The following is a 17,729-nucleotide window of genomic DNA, read 5'->3' as shown; positions in this document are numbered from 1 at the left end:
TTCAGCCATAGGGCATATCCAATGACTCAGTCCATCTGGAGCAAATTGTTCACCGCGCTGCGCGGCGGCGCCAGTGAAGTCGGCGAAGCCATCGTCGACCAACAGGCCCTGCGCATCCTCGACCAGGAAATCCGCGATGCTGACACCGCCCTGGCCAACGCCAAGCGCGAGCTGGTCACCATCATGGCCAAGCACAAACTGTCGGCTGATCGCGTGGCCGAGTACAACGCCAAGATCCAGGACCTGGAAACCAAGGCCATGGCCGCGATCCAGGCCAACCGCGAAGACCTGGCGCTGGAAGTGGCCGAAGCCATTTCGACCCTGACCAACGAACTCGAGGTCGAGCAAAAGCAGGCCGCCGAATTCGGCGGTTACGCGGACAACATGCGCAAAGACATCACCAAGGCCGAAAACCGCATCAAGAGCCTGCGCCAGCAAGTGGACATGGCCAAGGCTCGCGAAAGCGTACAGAAAGCTCAGGTCAGCGCTTCGATCGCCAGTGGCGGCGCCAACGGCAAGCTGGAAACCGCCGTCGGCACGCTGAACCGTTTGCAGGCCAAGCAGCAGCAACGCGCTGCCGAACTGCAAGCCCAGGATGAACTGGCCGACGCCTCGACCGGCACGGATCTGGAGCGCAAACTGCGCGAAGCCGGCATCACCCCGGATTCGGGCAGTGCCAATGCGATCCTGGATCGCCTGAAGAAAAAATCGGCCGAGTAACCGGTCCGGGCGGTACCTGAACAGGAAGGGCATCGTGCCCTTCCTTTTTTTGTCGAATCGAGGTCAAGGATGGATGCCCTGAAGGGTTTCAAGACAATCGCCGGCCTGGCCATTTTCATGGTGGCGCTGCAGGTGCTCAACGTCGTGAGCGGCTACAGCCTGCTTTCATTCGGCCTGGTCCCGCGAACACTCTACGGACTGCCCGGCATCCTCACTTCGCCTTTCCTCCACGCCTCGTTCGCGCACCTGAGCGCCAATCTGATTCCCTTTCTGATCCTCGGCACCCTGGTCAGCGTCGACGGACTCAACCGGTTTCTGGCCGTCAGCGCGATCATCATTGGCCTGGGCGGCTTGCTGGTCTGGCTGTTCGGTTTTTCCGGCCTGCACATCGGCGCCAGCGGCTGGGTGTTCGGGTTGTGGGCGTACATCCTGTCCCGCGCCTGGTTCCAGCACAGTTGGGGCAACCTGATTACCGCCGCGGTCGTCGCCTTGCTGTATGGCGGACTGGTGTTTGGCTTCCTGCCGCGCCAGGGGGTTTCCTTCGAAGGCCATATCGCCGGCGCATTCGCCGGATTTATTGCGGCAAAGGTACTTCTCTCGGCGCCCGGCAACAGGTTTAATGCCGCCCGGTAAATGCGGATTCGAGCCACGCCTTTTGCCTGGAACGAGTTTTCCCAAGGAGTCAGGGACGCCATGTCGATTTTTCTTCTATTACGCGTGTACGCCGCGACCTTCTTCCACCGTTTCGGCTGGGCCGGACTGGCGATTGCCTTGGGCATCCACCTGAGCACGGCTTACCTCGGCCTGGTGCTTCTGGGCGAACAACACCTCACCGCCCCCGCTACGTTTACCTACTTCTATCTCACCACCACGCTGACGGTCGGCTACGGCGATCTCGCGCCGCAAACCGCGGCGGGACGGGTTTTCGTGGCCACGTGGGTCATGCTTGGCGGCATTGCGCTGCTGACGGCAGCCATCGGCAAAACCACCAGCAGCGTCATCGATGTATGGAGAAAAGGCATGAAGGGCAAAGGCGATTTCACCGGCAAGTCCGGCCACACGGTGCTGATTGGCTGGGAAGGTTCGTCCAGCGAGCGGGTCATCGAGTTGCTGCTGGAGGATGAAACTTCCAACGACAACCTGATCGTCATTTGCGATTGCGACCTCGAAGAAAACCCGATGCCGGGCAAAGCCGCCTTCATCAAAGGTGAAAGCCTGTCCTCCAGCGCGCTGTTAGTGCGGGCCGGCGTGCCGGGTGCCGAGCGCGTGCTGGTGCGCACCCATTCCGACGACCTGACCCTGGCCACCGTGCTCGCGGTCAATCAACTGAACCCGGTCGGGCACGTGGTAGCGCATTTCAACGAAAGCGAAATCGCCGCCCTCGCCAGCTCTTACGCGCCCAGCCTGGAATGCACCTCAAGCATGGCCATCGAGATGCTGGTGCGCGCGTCGCAGGATCCGGGCTCGTCCGTGGTCATCAACGAGTTGTTGTGCGTGGGCCAGGGCGCCACTCAATACTTGATGAAACTGCCGCAGGACTATGTGGCAACATTCGGCGAGCTGTACGCGCGCATGAAAGAACGCCACAACGCGACCCTCATCGGCTATCGCGCCAAGGGTGCCCAGCAACCCTCGATCAATCCGCCCAACGCCACGCGCATTGAGGGCGGTGAACTCTTCTACATCGCCTCCACTCGCCTCAAGGAAATCTCCAATGGGATGGTTTAAACAGTTGATGGGGCTTGAGGCCCCGGCCCCGAAAGCGGACCCGACGTGGACAGCCAATGCCAGCCAACAGGCGGTCGGCCCGCTGGGCCTGGCGCTGGGCAAAGGCGTGATGTTCGACAGCACGCTCAAATTGCTGCTCGACGAAAAAACCGCCGTGACCATCCCCGGCTCCCAGCAGATCTGGTGCGCCGGCACTGTCGATCTCGGGCAGTCGAACTGGCTGTCACGCTATTACATGAACGACGAAGATTACTGGCTGCAAGTGCACACCACTGGCGATGTCGCCGGGCAGGTCGAGTCGGTCATCCTGTTCAACTACCTCAGCTACGTGACCATCAACAGTGAAGCGGAATTGAGCCGGCTGGCCGGCCCGCAAAGCCTGATCGGCCTGCCCTACTACGCCCACAAAGGCGTCGAATTCACCCGCGAATGGGGCACCGAGAACGGACAAACCGAGCTGGTCGCCCTGACCGAACACCTGAAAAACCCGAACGAGTCCTACACCATCGAGCACCGTTCAATGCTGTACGCCCGCGAAACCGGCCTGACCGATCGACGGGAGTTCCTGCTGTTTTCCGTCGAAGAGGACGCCGAAGGCACCATCAGCTTGAGCACATCGCTGGGCATTTCGCTGTACACAACCGATCTGAACCCCATTTAAAAAAGGAAGAATGCCATGCTAGAAGCGCTCTCTATCTCCCTGAACAAAGCCGCCGTGCTCGGGTTTGTCACCTATATCATCGGCGCTGCCGTGCTGTTCGGGTTGTTCCAGTTCATCTATACCCGCATCACCCCGCACAAAGAGTTCGAACTGATCCGCTCAGGCAACGTGGCGGCGGCGATTGCCTTGGGCGGCGCGATCATCGGCTTCGCTATTCCGGCCAGTAACGTGATTGCCTACTCGATCAGCATCCTCGATTTCGTGGTCTGGGCGGTCATTGCCGCGTTCGTCCAACTGCTGGCGTTCCTGATGACCAGCCTGGTACTCAAGGGCACGTCCGAGCGCATCCGCAACGGTGAAATCGCAGCCGGCATCTACGTGGCAGCCGTGGCCATCAGCGTCGGCATGCTCAACGCCGCGTGCATGACCCCGTCCCAGAACTGATCGCACAAACGGAGATTGTGATGAAACGAAGCAAGTACGTTCAGCTCTCCCTGGCCGCGTCGGTTGCCATGGCGATCTCAGGCTGCGGGCCATCGGAAAAAACCTACGAGATACACAAGAAGTACAACTTCCAGTCCGTGCAGCAGTGCGCCGATGAAAAACTGCCGGTCGACATCTGTTCCGACGCCTACATGAAGGCCATGGCTGAGCACCGTCGCATTGCGCCGGTCTACGACAGCAAGACCGATTGCGATGCCGACTTTGTCGCCGACTGGTGCCAACAGGATTCCGCCGGCAAGTTCATCCCCAAGCTCGGCGGTTTCGAACTGAACGCCGATGGCGAGGTGACGCAAGCCGAAGTGGACGCGGCCAAGGCGAAACTGCCGGCGTCGGAAGCGAGCGCCGTCGGTGATTCCGGATTTTCCGGCAGCAGCCTGCTGATGGGAATGTTGGTCGGCAACATGCTCAGCGGCAACCGCAGCAGCTACTACTCCGAACCGGTCTACCGCTACCGCGATGATCGCGGCAGCTACTCGAACTCGACGCTCAGCCAGCGGGTCTCCAGCGGTTCGACCTTCAACCGGTCCAATCAGGCGCGGTACGGCAGCAGCAATTACACCGACACCGTCAGCCGCAGCAAGGCGGCGACTGTTTCCTCAGCGACCTCTCGCGGCGGCTTCGGCAGCCAGGCCAGCGCACGCAGTGGCTGGGGCGGTTCGGGCAAGAGTTCGGGCGGCTCAAGCAGCTAAGGGAACAGGGCCATGAAGAAGATCCTTTGCGCAGAACGTCATGACTGGAAACAGACCGCGGAAAGTCTCGGCTTTCTGTTCCACACCATCGACGACGAACCTTATTGGGACGAGAGCGCGTATTACCAGTTCACGCTCAAACAGATCGAAGATGATCTGGAAGACCCGACCACCGAGCTGCATGAGATGTGCATGGACTTGGTGGCCCGCGTGGTGCAGAGCGAGGAATTGCTGGAGCGCCTGAGCATTCCCGCGCCGTTCTTCGACCTGGTCCGCACTTCATGGCTCGAAGGCCATCCGCACCTTTATGGGCGGATGGACTTCTCCTACAACGGCAGTGGCCCGGCCAAGTTGCTGGAACTCAACTACGACACGCCGACCAGCTTGTATGAAGCGGCGGCGTTTCAGTGGGGTTGGCTGGAGCAATGCATCGAACGCGGCCTGCTGCCCAAGCATGCCGACCAGTTCAACAGCATCGACACCAAGCTGCACCAGGCCTTTGCCCAACTGCAACTCAAGCAGCCGTTCTATTTCGCCTCGATGAAAGGTTCGGTCGAAGACAAAGGCACCACCGACTACCTGCGCCTGATTGCGGAAAAGGTCGGCATCGAATCACGCCACATTGATCTTGAAGACATCGGCCTGACCAGTGACGGACGTTTCGTCGATCTGGAGGATCGCTGGATTCCGCACCTGTTCAAGCTGCACGCTTGGGAGTTCATCTTCCACGAGCCGTTTGGCGCCGCGATTGCCCAGAGCGACACGCAGTTTTTCGAGCCGGCCTGGAAAGCGATCATCTCCAACAAAGGCATCCTGCCGCTGTTGTGGGAGTTCAACAAAGGTCACCCGAACCTGCTGGCGGCGCACGTGGATACCGACCCGAGTAAAGCCGTGCCGAAAGGCTGGGTGCGCAAACCCTACTTCTCCCGGGAAGGCGCCAACATCGAGTTGCAAACGGCCGACGGTCTGATCGTGAAAGAGGACGGGCCCTACACGGATGCGCCGTTTATCCTTCAAGAGTTTGCCCCGCTGCCGAAGTTTGGCGACAGCTTCGCGCTGGTCGGTTCGTGGGTGATTGGCGACCAGGCGGCCGGCATTGGCGTGCGGGAAGACAACAGTTTGATTACCAAGGACTCGAGCCGGTTTTTGCCGCACCTGATTCTTGATTGATCGGTACTTCTCTTTTAAAAAAGCCCGGTGCCGTGCATCGGGCTTTCGGGTGAAACAGGCTCTGGACCCGACAACGACAAGACATACGTCTGAAAAGCCGGATAATGGCGGCCAATTCGTCTGCCGTTATGCTGGTAATCCCCCATGGAAATCAAGGTCAACTTTCTCGACAACCTTCGACTTGAAGCCAAGTTCGACGACTTCACGGTGGTGGCCGATCAACCTATCCGCTACAAGGGCGATGGCTCGGCACCGGGTCCGTTCGATTACTTTCTGGCTTCGTCGGCGTTGTGTGCGGCTTATTTCGTGAAGTTGTACTGCGACACTCGCAGCATTCCCACCGAAAACATCCGCCTGTCGCAGAACAACATTGTTGATCCGGAAAACCGCTACAACCAGATTTTCAAGATTCAGGTTGAACTGCCTGCGGACATTTCCGACAAGGACCGCCAGGGCATCCTGCGCTCCATCGACCGCTGCACCGTGAAAAAAGTGGTGCAAGCCGGACCTGAGTTTGTCATCGAAGAAGTGGAAAACCTCGACGCCGATGCCCAGGCGTTGTTGATGCCGGCGTCCAGTTCCGAGGCGAGCACTTATATCGCCGGCAAGGACCTGCCGCTGGAGCAGACCATCGCCAATATGTCGGCCATTCTGGCTGACCTGGGCATGAAGATTGAAATCGCTTCGTGGCGCAATATCGTGCCCAATGTGTGGTCGCTGCACATTCGCGACGCGCACTCGCCGATGTGTTTCACCAATGGCAAAGGCGCGACCAAAGAAGGCGCGCTGGCGTCGGCGCTGGGCGAGTTTATCGAGCGACTCAACTGCAACTTCTTCTACAACGACCAGTTCTGGGGCGAAGACATCGCCAACGCGCCGTTTGTGCATTACCCGGACGAGCGCTGGTTCAAGCCTGGCCGCAAAGATGCACTGCCGAGCGAAATTCTCGACGAGTACTGCCTGAAGATTTACAACCGCGACGGCGAGCTGCGTGGCTCTCACTTGATCGACACCAACTCGGGCAATGAAGAGCGCGGCATCTGCTCGCTGCCGTTCGTGCGCCAGTCGGATGGGGAGGTGGTGTATTTCCCGTCGAACCTGATCGAAAACCTGTTCCTGAGCAACGGCATGAGTGCCGGCAACACCCTGGCCGAAGCCCAAGTGCAGTGCCTGTCGGAAATCTTCGAGCGCGCGGTCAAACGCGAAATCATCGAAGGCGAATTCGCCCTGCCGGATGTGCCAGCCGAAGTATTGGCGAAGTACCCTGGGATCCTGGCCGGTATTCAGGCGCTGGAAGAACAAGGGTTCCCGGTGTTGGTGAAGGATGCGTCCCTGGGCGGTGAATTCCCGGTGATGTGCGTCACGTTGATGAACCCGCGCACCGGCGGCGTGTTCGCCTCGTTCGGCGCGCACCCGAGCCTGGAAGTGGCGTTGGAACGCAGCCTCACCGAATTGCTCCAGGGTCGCAGCTTCGAAGGCCTCAACGACCTGCCGCAGCCGACGTTTGAAGGCCATGCGGTGACCGAGCCGAATAACTTCGTCGAGCACTTTATCGACTCCAGCGGCATCGTGTCGTGGCGCTTCTTCAGCTCCAAGTCGGATTACGAATTCGTCGAGTGGGACTTCTCCGGCCAGAGTGAAAACTCGAATGCCGAGGAAGCCGCGACTTTGTTCGGCATTCTCAAAGGCATGGGTAAAGAAGCGTACATGGCGGTCTACGAGCATATCGGCGCAACGGCGTGCCGCATCCTCGTGCCGGACTATTCGGAAATCTATCCCGCGGACGATCTGATCTGGGATAACACCAACAAAGCGCTGTTCTTCCGCGCTGACATCCTCAACCTGCATCGCCTGGACGAAGACGAACTGCGCGCGTTGGTTGAGCGTCTGGTGGAAAGTGAGCTGGACGACTACACCGACATCACCAGCCTGATCGGCATCGAATTTGACGACAACACGGCTTGGGGTCAGCTGACGATCCTGGAGTTGAAACTGCTGATCTACCTCGCCTTGCAGCAATATGAAGAGGCGAAAGAGGCGGTAGAAATGTTCCTGCAGTACAACGACAACACGGTTGAGCGCGGCTTGTTCTACCAAGCGGTCAATGTGGTGCTGGAGATGAAACTGGACGAAGACCTGGAGCTGGAAGACTACGAGGCCAACTTCCGCCGGATGTTTGGCAACGAGCGCACGGATGCAGCGATCGGCTCGGTGGACGGCAGCGTACGCTTCCATGGTTTGGCGCCGACCAGCATGAAACTGGAGGGGCTCGACCGGCACCTGCGGTTGATCGAAAGTTACAAGAAGCTGCACACGGCCCGTGCCAATGTGACCGCTTCAACCCGTTAAACAGCGCCCACAAAAAAGCGAAGCCAGATGGCTTCGCTTTTTTTGTTTACGGTTCTGAGAAAGCTACAAATCAGAACGGGATATCGTCATCAAAGCTGTCGAAATCCGGAGCCGGTTGCGGCGCTGCCTGCTGTGGAGGCGGAGCCTGGCGCGACTGTTGCGGTGCCGACTGCTGCGGGCGCGGAGCCTGCTGCTGACGTGGGGCCGGAGCGGACTGCTGGTAGTTGTTGCCCCCGCCTTGTTGGTCGCCCTGTTGAGGACGGCCGCCCAGCAGTTGCATGGTGCCTTGCATGTCGACCACGATTTCAGTGGTGTAACGCTTGATACCGTCTTTTTCCCACTCGCGGGTCTGCAGCTTGCCTTCGATGTAAACCTGCGAACCTTTACGCAGGTACTCGCCGGCGATCTCGGCAACCTTGCCGAACATCGACACACGGTGCCATTCAGTCTTCTCGACCTTCTGACCGGTTTGCTTGTCGGTCCACTGTTCGCTGGTCGCCAGACTCAGGTTGGTCACGGCGTTACCGTTAGGCAAGTAGCGAACTTCGGGATCCTGGCCGCAAGTGCCGACCAATATGACTTTGTTAACCCCACGGGCCATAACGTTCTCCTAGGCTACGCACGCTGCCTCGGCCGGGTTGTTCACCAGGCGCTCAAGGGTCGTGCGATCCAATAGTTCTGTGTCCAATTTGATGTAAATCGCCGCTTCGTCTGCGACGACCACTGCATCTGTTACCCCTACGACGGCCTTCAGGCGCTCGACCAGACCCGCTTCGCGGATCGCCTCGGGCGACAGCGGCAAGCGCAAGCTCGTCACGTAAGGTGGTTCGCGCATGGTAACAGCAAAGGCCAGCCAGAGGGCAGCCAGGCCGGCGCATCCGAGGAAGACAACCGACAAACCGCCATGCTGGAACAGCCAACCGCCGAGGATCCCGCCCAACGCCGAACCGAGGAACTGGCTGGTGGAATAAACCCCCATCGCCGTGCCCTTGCCGCCCGCCGGTGAAACCTTGCTGATCAGCGATGGCAAGGAAGCTTCCAGCAGATTGAACGCGGTGAAAAACACCACCGTCCCGATCACCAGGGCTCGCAAGCTGTCGCCGAACTGCCAGAAGAATAGCTCAGTGAGCATCAGCGTCGCGACGGCGCCCAGCAAAACTCGTTTCATTTTGCGTCGCTTCTCGCCGTAGATGATGAACGGGATCATCGCGAAGAAGGAAATCAGCAGCGCGGTCAGGTACACCCACCAGTGCTGCTCTTTCGGCAGCCCGGCTTTTTCCACCAGGGCCAGGGGCAATGCGACGAAGCTCGACATCAACATCGCGTGCAACACAAAAATGCCCAGGTCCAGGCGCAACAGGTCCGGGTGCTTGAGCGTCGGGATCAGCGCCTGGCGCGCCACGCCGGATTCGCGGTGCTGCAATGGCCCGGTGGCGCGCGGCACCATGAACATCACGATGACGATGCCGAACAGCGCCATGCCGCCCGTCGCCAGGAACAGCCCGGACAGGCCGAAGGCGCGGGTCAGCAAGGGGCCGACGACCATGGCGACAGCGAACGACAGACCGATCGTCATGCCGATCATGGCCATGGCTTTGGTCCGATGCTGTTCCCGGGTCAGGTCCGACAGCAACGCCATGACCGCTGCGGAAATCGCCCCAGCGCCTTGCAGGACTCGCCCGGCGATGACGCCCCAGATCGAATCGGCATTGGCTGCCAGCAGGCTGCCGAGGGCGAAAACGATCAGCCCCAGGTAAATCACCGGGCGCCGACCGATACGGTCGGAAATGAAACCGAACGGAATCTGGAACAGCGCCTGGGTCAGGCCGTAAGCGCCAATCGCCAGCCCGATCAGGGCCGGGGTCGCTCCCGCCAGGTCCATGCCATAGGTCGCCAGTACCGGCAACACCATGAACATGCCAAGCATACGGAAGGCGAACACCAGGGCCAGACCGCTGGCTGCGCGGGTCTCACTGCCACTCATGCGTTCGCTGTGGGGATCGTGCATGGAAAAACCTCATGTGAACCGGCGGCGATTCTACCAGTCCCATCGATTGACGGGGTATATCGCGACGCTATGACGCGCATAGATGACGCAGTCTTCATGTAAGCCTGCGCGCCCCGCATTTGATAGTGTGCATCCATCCAGTATTTGGCCGTATACTCCTACGTTTTCGACGCCCGCCGAGCGAGGCCACTTTGGACAAGATCCTGATTCGTGGGGCCCGAACCCACAACCTGAAGAACATCGACCTGACCCTGCCACGGGACAAACTGATCGTCATCACCGGCCTGTCCGGATCCGGCAAGTCGTCCCTGGCTTTCGACACGCTGTACGCCGAAGGCCAGCGCCGCTATGTCGAATCGCTGTCGGCCTACGCCCGGCAGTTCCTGTCGATGATGGAAAAACCTGACGTCGACACCATCGAAGGCCTGTCGCCGGCGATTTCCATCGAACAGAAGTCGACCTCGCATAACCCGCGTTCGACGGTCGGCACCATCACCGAAATCTACGACTACCTGCGCCTGCTGTACGCCCGCGTCGGTATTCCGCGCTGCCCGGATCACGACATTCCGCTGGAAGCCCAGACCGTCAGCCAGATGGTCGACCTCGTTCTCGCCCAACCGGAAGGCAGCAAATTGATGCTGCTGGCGCCGGTGATTCGCGAGCGTAAAGGCGAGCATCTGTCAGTCTTCGAAGAACTGCGCGCCCAGGGTTTTGTGCGTGCGCGGGTCAACGGCCGGCTCTGCGAGCTGGACGAGTTGCCGAAACTGGATAAACAGAAGAAGCATTCGATTGATGTGGTGGTCGACCGCTTCAAGGTCCGCGCCGATCTGCAACAGCGCCTGGCCGAATCCTTCGAGACCGCGCTGAAACTGGCGGACGGTATCGCCTTGGTGGCACCAATGGACGACGAGCCGGGCGAAGAGATGATCTTCTCTGCGCGCTTCGCCTGCCCGATCTGCGGCCACGCCATCAGCGAGCTCGAGCCCAAACTCTTCTCCTTCAACAACCCGGCCGGCGCCTGCCCGACCTGCGATGGCCTGGGCGTTAAACAGTTCTTCGATATCAAGCGACTGGTGAACGGTGAACTGACCCTGGCCGAAGGCGCGATACGCGGCTGGGACAGGCGCAACGTCTATTACTTCCAGATGCTCGGGTCGCTGGCGTCCCACTACAAGTTCAGCCTGGAAGTGCCGTTCAACGACCTGCCGGCCGATCAGCAGAAATTTATCCTGCACGGCAGCGGTTCGCAGAACGTCGACTTCAAATACCTGAACGACCGTGGCGACATCGTCAAGCGCTCGCACCCGTTCGAAGGCATCGTGCCGAACCTGGAACGTCGCTACCGCGAAACCGAGTCCGCCTCGGTTCGTGAAGAACTGGCCAAGTTCCTCAGCACCCAGCCTTGCCCGGATTGCCGTGGCACGCGTCTGCGTCGCGAGGCGCGGCACGTGTGGGTCGGCGAGAAGACCTTGCCGGCGGTGACCAATCTGCCGATTGGCGACGCCTGTGAATATTTCGGCGTGTTGAAACTTACTGGCCGTCGCGGTGAAATTGCCGACAAGATCCTCAAGGAAATCCGCGAGCGTCTGCAGTTTCTGGTCAACGTGGGTCTCGATTATTTATCGCTGGATCGCAGTGCCGATACGTTGTCTGGCGGTGAGGCTCAGCGTATTCGCCTGGCCAGTCAGATCGGCGCCGGCTTGGTGGGGGTTCTGTATATCCTCGATGAACCGTCGATTGGCCTGCACCAGCGGGACAACGATCGGCTGCTCGGCACCCTCAAGCACCTGCGGGACATCGGCAACACGGTGATCGTGGTCGAGCACGACGAAGATGCGATTCGTCTGGCGGACTACGTGGTGGACATCGGCCCTGGTGCCGGCGTACACGGCGGTCATATCGTCGCTGAAGGTACTCCGGCGGAAGTCATGGCTCACCCGGACTCGCTGACCGGCAAGTACCTGTCGGGCCGCGTGAAGATTGCCGTGCCGGCCAAGCGTACACCGCGCAACAAGAAGATGACCCTGTCGCTGAAAGGTGCTCGCGGCAACAACCTGCGCAATGTCGATCTGGAAATTCCGTTGGGTCTGCTGACCTGTGTGACTGGCGTGTCGGGTTCGGGAAAATCGACACTGATCAACAACACTCTGTTCCCGTTGAGCGCTACGGCACTCAATGGCGCGACGACGCTTGAAGCTGCCGCTCACGACAGCATCAAGGGCCTGGAGCATCTGGACAAGGTTGTGGATATCGACCAGAGCCCGATCGGTCGCACACCGCGCTCGAACCCGGCGACCTACACCGGGTTGTTCACGCCGATTCGCGAACTGTTCGCGGGCGTACCGGAGTCGCGCTCTCGTGGTTACGGCCCGGGGCGCTTTTCCTTCAACGTGAAGGGCGGACGCTGCGAAGCCTGTCAGGGCGATGGCTTGATCAAGGTGGAAATGCACTTCCTGCCGGACATCTATGTGCCGTGCGACGTCTGCAAGAGCAAGCGCTACAACCGCGAAACCCTGGAGATCAAGTACAAGGGCAAGAGCATCCACGAAACCCTCGAGATGACCATCGAGGAAGCGCGGGTGTTCTTCGACGCGGTGCCGGCACTGGCGCGCAAGCTGCAAACGCTGATGGACGTCGGTCTGTCGTACATCAAGCTCGGGCAGTCAGCGACGACGTTGTCCGGCGGTGAAGCCCAGCGGGTGAAATTGTCCCGTGAGCTGTCCAAGCGCGATACCGGCAAGACCCTGTATATCCTCGATGAGCCGACCACCGGCTTGCACTTCGCGGATATCCAGCAATTGCTCGACGTGCTGCATCGCCTGCGCGACCACGGCAACACCGTGGTAGTGATCGAGCACAATCTTGACGTGATCAAGACCGCCGACTGGTTGGTGGATCTTGGGCCGGAAGGTGGCTCCAAAGGTGGGCAGATCATTGCCGTCGGTACGCCAGAGGAAGTCTCGGAGATGAAACAATCTCACACCGGCTTCTACCTCAAACCGCTGCTGGCTCGCGACAAGGCCTGATCAAGGCCCATGAAAAAGCCCCTGTCACTTCATCAGTGACAGGGGCTTTTTTGTGTCCGAGGCTTCTTATCCGAAAATCAGAACTGCGATTGCAGGTAATTCTCCAGACCGATCAACTTGATCAGGCCCAACTGCTTCTCCAGCCAGTAGGTGTGATCTTCTTCGGTGTCGTTCAGCTGAATGCGCAGCATCTCACGGCTGACGTAGTCCTTGTGCTGCTCGCAGAGCTCGATGCCCTTGCAGAGTGCGGCGCGGACTTTGTATTCCAGTCGCAGGTCGGCAGCGAGCATGTCAGGCACCGTGGTGCCGACATCCAGGTCGTCCGGACGCATGCGTGGTGTGCCTTCGAGCATCAGGATCCGACGCATCAGCGCATCAGCGTGCTGCGCCTCTTCTTCCATCTCGTGGTTGATACGTTCGTAGAGCTCGGTGAAACCCCAGTCCTCATACATCCGCGAATGAACGAAATATTGATCACGCGCGGCCAGCTCGCCGGTCAGCAACGTGTTGAGGTAATCGATTACGTCTGGGTGGCCTTGCATCGCCCTACATCTCCCTGCTTGAAAGTCTGTAGTTTGAACCAAGCCGACTGTTTGGTCACGCCGAATGCGCGATAAAAGCGAAGATATTCTGAGAAAAGTGGTTTAAATAACGCAAAAACCGCCCAAATGAGGGCGGTTCTGCTTCTCGTTTAGACTTAGTTAAGCTGTACGCCCAACGCCTTTGCGATTGCTTCTCCGTACGCTGGGTCAGCCTTGTAGAAGTGCTGCAACTGGCGATCGACTACATCGCCGGAAACCCCGGCCATCGCGCCGGCAATATTGTTGATCAGCAGGGTTTTCTGCTCATCGCTCATCAAACGGAACAGTGCACCGGCGTGGCTGTAGTAATCAGTGTCTTCGCGGTGATCGTAACGATCCGCCGCACCGCTCAAGACCAGCGCAGGTTCGGCGTAACGCGGCGCTTGTTTCGGCGACTCCACGTAGCTGTTCGGCTCGTAGTTGGGTGCAGCGCCACCGTTGCTGCCGAACGCCATGGAACCATCACGCTGGTAGCTGTTGACTGGATTGCGTGGCGCATTCACCGGCAGTTGCTGGTGATTGGTGCCGATACGGTAGCGGTGAGCATCAGCGTACGCGAACACGCGACCTTGCAGCATGCGATCCGGCGACAGGCCCACGCCTGGAACCATATTGCTCGGACCGAAGGCCGCTTGCTCTACTTCAGCGAAGTAGTTCTGCGGATTGCGGTTGAGCTCCAGTTCGCCGACTTCGATCAGCGGGAACTCTTTCTGCGACCAGGTCTTGGTGACGTCAAACGGGTTCTCATAGTGCGCAGCAGCTTGGGCCTCGGTCATGATTTGGATGCACACGCGCCATTTCGGGAAGTCACCGCGCTCGATGGCACCGAACAGATCGCGCTGAGCGTAATCCGGATCGGTACCGGCCAGGCGTGCGGCGTCTGCCGGCGCCAGGTTCTTGATCCCCTGCTGAGTCTTGTAGTGCCATTTCACCCAGTGACGCTCGCCTGTGGCGCTGATCAGGCTGTAAGTGTGGCTGCCGAAGCCGTGCATGTGACGGTAGCCGTCAGGAATGCCACGGTCCGAGAACAAGATGGTGACCTGGTGCAGCGCCTCTGGAGAGTGCGACCAGAAGTCCCACATCATTTGTGCACTTTTCAGGTTGCTTTGCGGCAGGCGCTTTTGCGTGTGGATAAAGTCAGGGAATTTCAGCGGATCGCGAATGAAGAACACCGGAGTGTTGTTGCCAACGATGTCCCAGTTGCCTTCTTCGGTATAGAACTTGAGGGCGAAACCCCGTGGATCACGCTCGGTATCGGCCGAACCGCGCTCGCCGCCCACGGTGGAAAACCGCAGGAACGTTGGGGTCTGCTTACCGACGGACTCGAACAGCTTGGCGCTGGTGTACTCGGTGATGTCACGGGTCACGGTGAACGTACCGTAGGCACCCGATCCTTTGGCGTGCACGCGACGCTCTGGAATGTTTTCACGGTTGAAGTGGGCAAGCTTCTCGATCAGGTGAAAATCGTCGAGGAGCAGCGGGCCACGAGGGCCAGCGGAGCGAGAATTTTGGTTGTCGGCGACAGGAGCGCCACTGGCGGTCGTAAGCGTTTTGTTTTGGCTCATGCGATCTTCTTCCTCTGTCAGTTTTGGAACTGCCGGCTAATCGGCTTGGGACGGAGTATTGACCATTGATCAGGAAGGCTACAAATTCATTAATTTGTGACGATCAATAGAAAAATACTACCAACGAATCCCGTTCGCATCATGACGGCGTGAACCGCAGGGAAGCTTGTATAAACAGCGCATTTCTTACAGACACAAAAAACCGGGCACTAGGCCCGGTTCTTCGTTTCAGACTGACGTCTTACTCAGCGGATACAGCTTCACCGCCAACTGGACGATCAACCAACTCGACGTACGCCATAGGCGCGTTGTCGCCAGTGCGGAAGCCGCACTTGAGGATGCGCAGGTAGCCACCCTCACGGGTAGCGTAACGCTTGCCCAGGTCGTTGAAGAGCTTGCCAACGATAGCTTTCGAACGAGTACGGTCGAAAGCCAGACGGCGGTTAGCCAGGCTATCTGTCTTGGCCAAAGTGATCAGCGGCTCAGCAACGCGACGCAGTTCTTTAGCTTTCGGCAGTGTAGTTTTGATCAGCTCGTGCTCGAACAGCGACACTGCCATGTTTTGAAACATGGCCTTGCGGTGCGAGCTAGTGCGGCTCAGGTGACGACCACTTTTACGATGACGCATGGTTCATTCCTTACCAAACACAACGTTCGGTGATTACGACGATCAGGCAGTCGCCTTGTCGTCCTTCTTAAGACTTGCAGGCGGCCAGTTGTCGAGGCGCATGCCGAGGGACAGACCGCGGGAGGCCAGAACGTCCTTGATTTCAGTCAAGGATTTCTTGCCAAGGTTCGGAGTCTTCAACAGCTCTACTTCGGTACGCTGAATCAGGTCACCGATGTAGTAGATGTTTTCCGCCTTAAGGCAGTTAGCCGAACGTACAGTCAGTTCCAGATCGTCAACCGGGCGAAGCAGGATCGGATCGATCTCGTCTTCCTGCTCGACAACCACTGGCTCACTATCACCTTTGAGATCGACGAACGCAGCCAACTGCTGTTGCAGGATGGTTGCAGCACGACGGATAGCCTCTTCAGGATCCAGGGTACCGTTGGTTTCCAGATCAATAACCAGCTTGTCCAGGTTAGTACGCTGCTCGACACGGGCGTTTTCCACCACGTATGCGATACGGCGAACCGGGCTGAACGAAGAGTCAAGCTGCAAGCGACCAATGCTGCGGCTTTCGTCTTCATCGCTCTGACGCGAGTCTGCCGGTTCATAACCACGACCACGAGCTACGGTGAGCTTCATGTTCAGGGCGCCGTTAGACGCCAGGTTAGCGATTACGTGATCGGGGTTAACGATCTCGACATCATGATCCAGCTGAATATCGGCAGCGGTAACCACCCCCGAACCCTTCTTCGACAAGGTCAGCGTAACTTCGTCACGGCCGTGCAGCTTGATAGCCAGACCTTTAAGGTTCAACAGGATTTCAATTACGTCTTCCTGTACACCTTCGATGGCGCTGTACTCGTGGAGCACACCGTCAATCTCGGCCTCGACTACTGCACAGCCGGGCATTGAGGACAACAGGATGCGTCGCAGCGCGTTGCCCAGGGTGTGGCCGAAACCACGCTCGAGAGGCTCGAGTGTGATCTTGGCGCGGGTTGGACTGACAACCTGCACATCAATATGGCGGGGTGTCAGGAACTCATTTACCGAAATCTGCATGGATGCACCTATTTTCTAGCCCTTACTTGGAGTAGAGCTCGACAATCAGGCTTTCGTTGATGTCGGCGGACAGATCACTGCGAGCAGGAACGTTCTTGAAAACGCCCGACTTCTTCTCAGTGTCTACTTCTACCCATTCTACGCGGCCACGTTGGGCACACAGATCGAGAGCTTGGACAATGCGAAGTTGGTTCTTTGCTTTCTCGCGAATCGCGACCACGTCACCAGCACGAACCTGGTACGACGGCACGTTTACGGTCTGACCGTTAACGCTTACGGATTTGTGCGATACCAGCTGACGGGATTCGGCACGAGTAGAGCCAAAACCCATACGGTATACAACGTTGTCCAGACGGCATTCGAGCAGCTGCAACAGGTTTTCGCCAGTTGCGCCTTTCTTGCCAGCAGCTTCTTTGTAGTAGCCGCTGAATTGACGCTCGAGAACGCCGTAGATACGACGGACCTTCTGCTTTTCACGCAGTTGGGTGCCGTAATCGGACTGGCGACCGCGGCGTTGGCCGTGGATACCAGGTGCTGCTTCAATGTTGCACTTCGATTCGATCGCGCGCACGCCGCTCTTCAGAAAGAGATCGGTGCCTTCACGACGAGCGAGTTTGCATTTTGGACCAATGTAACGAGCCATTCTTTACAATCTCCTGGATTACACGCGGCGCTTCTTCGGCGGACGGCACCCGTTGTGCGGGATTGGCGTCACGTCGGTGATGCTGGCGATCTTGTAGCCACAGCCGTTCAAAGCGCGGACTGCGGATTCACGACCTGGGCCTGGACCTTTGACGTTAACGTCGAGGTTTTTCAGACCGTATTCCAGCGCAGCTTGACCAGCACGTTCAGCAGCTACTTGAGCAGCAAACGGCGTGGACTTGCGGGAACCGCGGAAACCCGAACCACCGGAGGTAGCCCAGGAAAGAGCGTTGCCTTGACGGTCGGTGATGGTCACGATTGTGTTGTTAAACGACGCGTGGATGTGGGCGATGCCATCAACCACTGTCTTTTTAACTTTTTTACGAGGACGAGCAGCAGGTTTAGCCATGATTA

Annotated in this window: 17 protein-coding genes; 9 read left to right on the top strand and 8 right to left on the bottom strand. The window is 58.7% G+C overall.

Annotated elements, in window-relative coordinates; translation table 11 throughout:
* Window positions 1-21: 21 nt before the first annotated feature.
* The 8 genes from HKK53_RS24125 (at window position 22) to HKK53_RS24090 (ending at window position 7,821) form a co-directional block, all read left to right on the top strand.
* Window positions 22-720 (top strand): PspA/IM30 family protein, encoded by a 699-nt coding sequence (locus HKK53_RS24125; RefSeq protein ID WP_169372852.1) that lies wholly within the window; start codon window positions 22-24, stop codon window positions 718-720.
* Between the two features lie 69 nt (window positions 721-789).
* Window positions 790-1,353, top strand: coding sequence for a rhomboid family intramembrane serine protease (locus HKK53_RS24120; protein WP_169372851.1), 564 nt, complete (start codon window positions 790-792; stop codon window positions 1,351-1,353).
* A 60-nt stretch (window positions 1,354-1,413) separates the two neighbouring features.
* The gene (locus tag HKK53_RS24115; RefSeq protein ID WP_169372850.1) at window positions 1,414-2,448 is read left to right on the top strand and encodes an ion channel; all 1,035 of its coding nucleotides are present in this window, start codon (window positions 1,414-1,416) and stop codon (window positions 2,446-2,448) included.
* Window positions 2,435-3,109: a DUF2491 family protein gene (locus HKK53_RS24110; protein ID WP_169372849.1), complete on the top strand. Its 675-nt coding sequence runs from the start codon at window positions 2,435-2,437 to the stop codon at window positions 3,107-3,109. The genes HKK53_RS24115 and HKK53_RS24110 overlap by 14 nt, the downstream gene beginning before the upstream one ends.
* A 15-nt stretch (window positions 3,110-3,124) precedes the next feature.
* Complete coding sequence (locus tag HKK53_RS24105; protein ID WP_169372848.1) at window positions 3,125-3,553, top strand: DUF350 domain-containing protein; 429 nt, start codon at window positions 3,125-3,127, stop codon at window positions 3,551-3,553.
* 20 nt (window positions 3,554-3,573) lie between these two features.
* Window positions 3,574-4,302 (top strand): DUF1190 domain-containing protein, encoded by a 729-nt coding sequence (locus HKK53_RS24100; protein ID WP_169372847.1) that lies wholly within the window; start codon window positions 3,574-3,576, stop codon window positions 4,300-4,302.
* 12 nt (window positions 4,303-4,314) lie between these two features.
* Entirely contained in the window at window positions 4,315-5,472 is a 1,158-nt protein-coding gene (locus HKK53_RS24095) for a glutathionylspermidine synthase family protein (protein WP_169372846.1), read from the top strand.
* 144 nt (window positions 5,473-5,616) lie between these two features.
* Window positions 5,617-7,821: an OsmC domain/YcaO domain-containing protein gene (locus tag HKK53_RS24090; RefSeq protein WP_169372845.1), complete on the top strand. Its 2,205-nt coding sequence runs from the start codon at window positions 5,617-5,619 to the stop codon at window positions 7,819-7,821.
* 70 nt (window positions 7,822-7,891) lie between these two features.
* On the opposite strand, the gene HKK53_RS24085 is transcribed toward HKK53_RS24090, so the two are convergent.
* Together HKK53_RS24085 and HKK53_RS24080 are read right to left on the bottom strand one after the other, a co-directional pair.
* Window positions 7,892-8,422 carry a single-stranded DNA-binding protein gene (locus HKK53_RS24085; protein WP_123404375.1) on the bottom strand — a complete coding sequence of 177 codons (531 nt, stop codon included), beginning with the start codon at window positions 8,420-8,422 and terminating at the stop codon, window positions 7,892-7,894.
* Between the two features lie 9 nt (window positions 8,423-8,431).
* The gene (locus HKK53_RS24080) at window positions 8,432-9,829 is read right to left on the bottom strand and encodes an MFS transporter (RefSeq protein WP_133840619.1); all 1,398 of its coding nucleotides are present in this window, start codon (window positions 9,827-9,829) and stop codon (window positions 8,432-8,434) included.
* A 191-nt stretch (window positions 9,830-10,020) separates the two neighbouring features.
* Here HKK53_RS24080 and uvrA point away from each other — a divergent pair, with 191 nt between their 5' ends.
* Entirely contained in the window at window positions 10,021-12,855 is a 2,835-nt protein-coding gene (gene uvrA / locus HKK53_RS24075; protein ID WP_169372844.1) for an excinuclease ABC subunit UvrA, read from the top strand.
* A 77-nt stretch (window positions 12,856-12,932) separates the two neighbouring features.
* Here the strand turns inward: uvrA and bfr are convergent, their stop codons facing one another.
* The 6 genes from bfr to rpsK form a co-directional block, all read right to left on the bottom strand.
* Entirely contained in the window at window positions 12,933-13,397 is a 465-nt protein-coding gene (bfr, locus tag HKK53_RS24070) for a bacterioferritin (RefSeq protein WP_169372843.1), read from the bottom strand.
* A gap of 155 nt (window positions 13,398-13,552) precedes the next feature.
* Window positions 13,553-15,001 (bottom strand): catalase, encoded by a 1,449-nt coding sequence (locus tag HKK53_RS24065; protein WP_169372842.1) that lies wholly within the window; start codon window positions 14,999-15,001, stop codon window positions 13,553-13,555.
* Window positions 15,002-15,242: 241 nt separating this feature from the next.
* Entirely contained in the window at window positions 15,243-15,629 is a 387-nt protein-coding gene (rplQ, locus tag HKK53_RS24060; protein WP_007896790.1) for a 50S ribosomal protein L17, read from the bottom strand.
* A 42-nt stretch (window positions 15,630-15,671) separates the two neighbouring features.
* Window positions 15,672-16,673, bottom strand: coding sequence for a DNA-directed RNA polymerase subunit alpha (locus HKK53_RS24055; RefSeq protein ID WP_003186012.1), 1,002 nt, complete (start codon window positions 16,671-16,673; stop codon window positions 15,672-15,674).
* 22 nt (window positions 16,674-16,695) lie between these two features.
* Entirely contained in the window at window positions 16,696-17,316 is a 621-nt protein-coding gene (gene rpsD / locus HKK53_RS24050) for a 30S ribosomal protein S4 (RefSeq protein WP_003210056.1), read from the bottom strand.
* Window positions 17,317-17,334: 18 nt separating this feature from the next.
* Window positions 17,335-17,724, bottom strand: coding sequence for a 30S ribosomal protein S11 (gene rpsK, locus HKK53_RS24045; protein WP_002555466.1), 390 nt, complete (start codon window positions 17,722-17,724; stop codon window positions 17,335-17,337).
* Between the last annotated feature and the right edge of the window lie 5 nt (window positions 17,725-17,729).

The sequence above is a fragment of the Pseudomonas sp. ADAK7 genome (genome assembly GCF_012935675.1).
GTDB lineage: Bacteria > Pseudomonadota > Gammaproteobacteria > Pseudomonadales > Pseudomonadaceae > Aquipseudomonas.
Note: the sequence above shows the minus strand (reverse complement) of the source record. Positions and strands in the feature narration are given on the sequence as shown.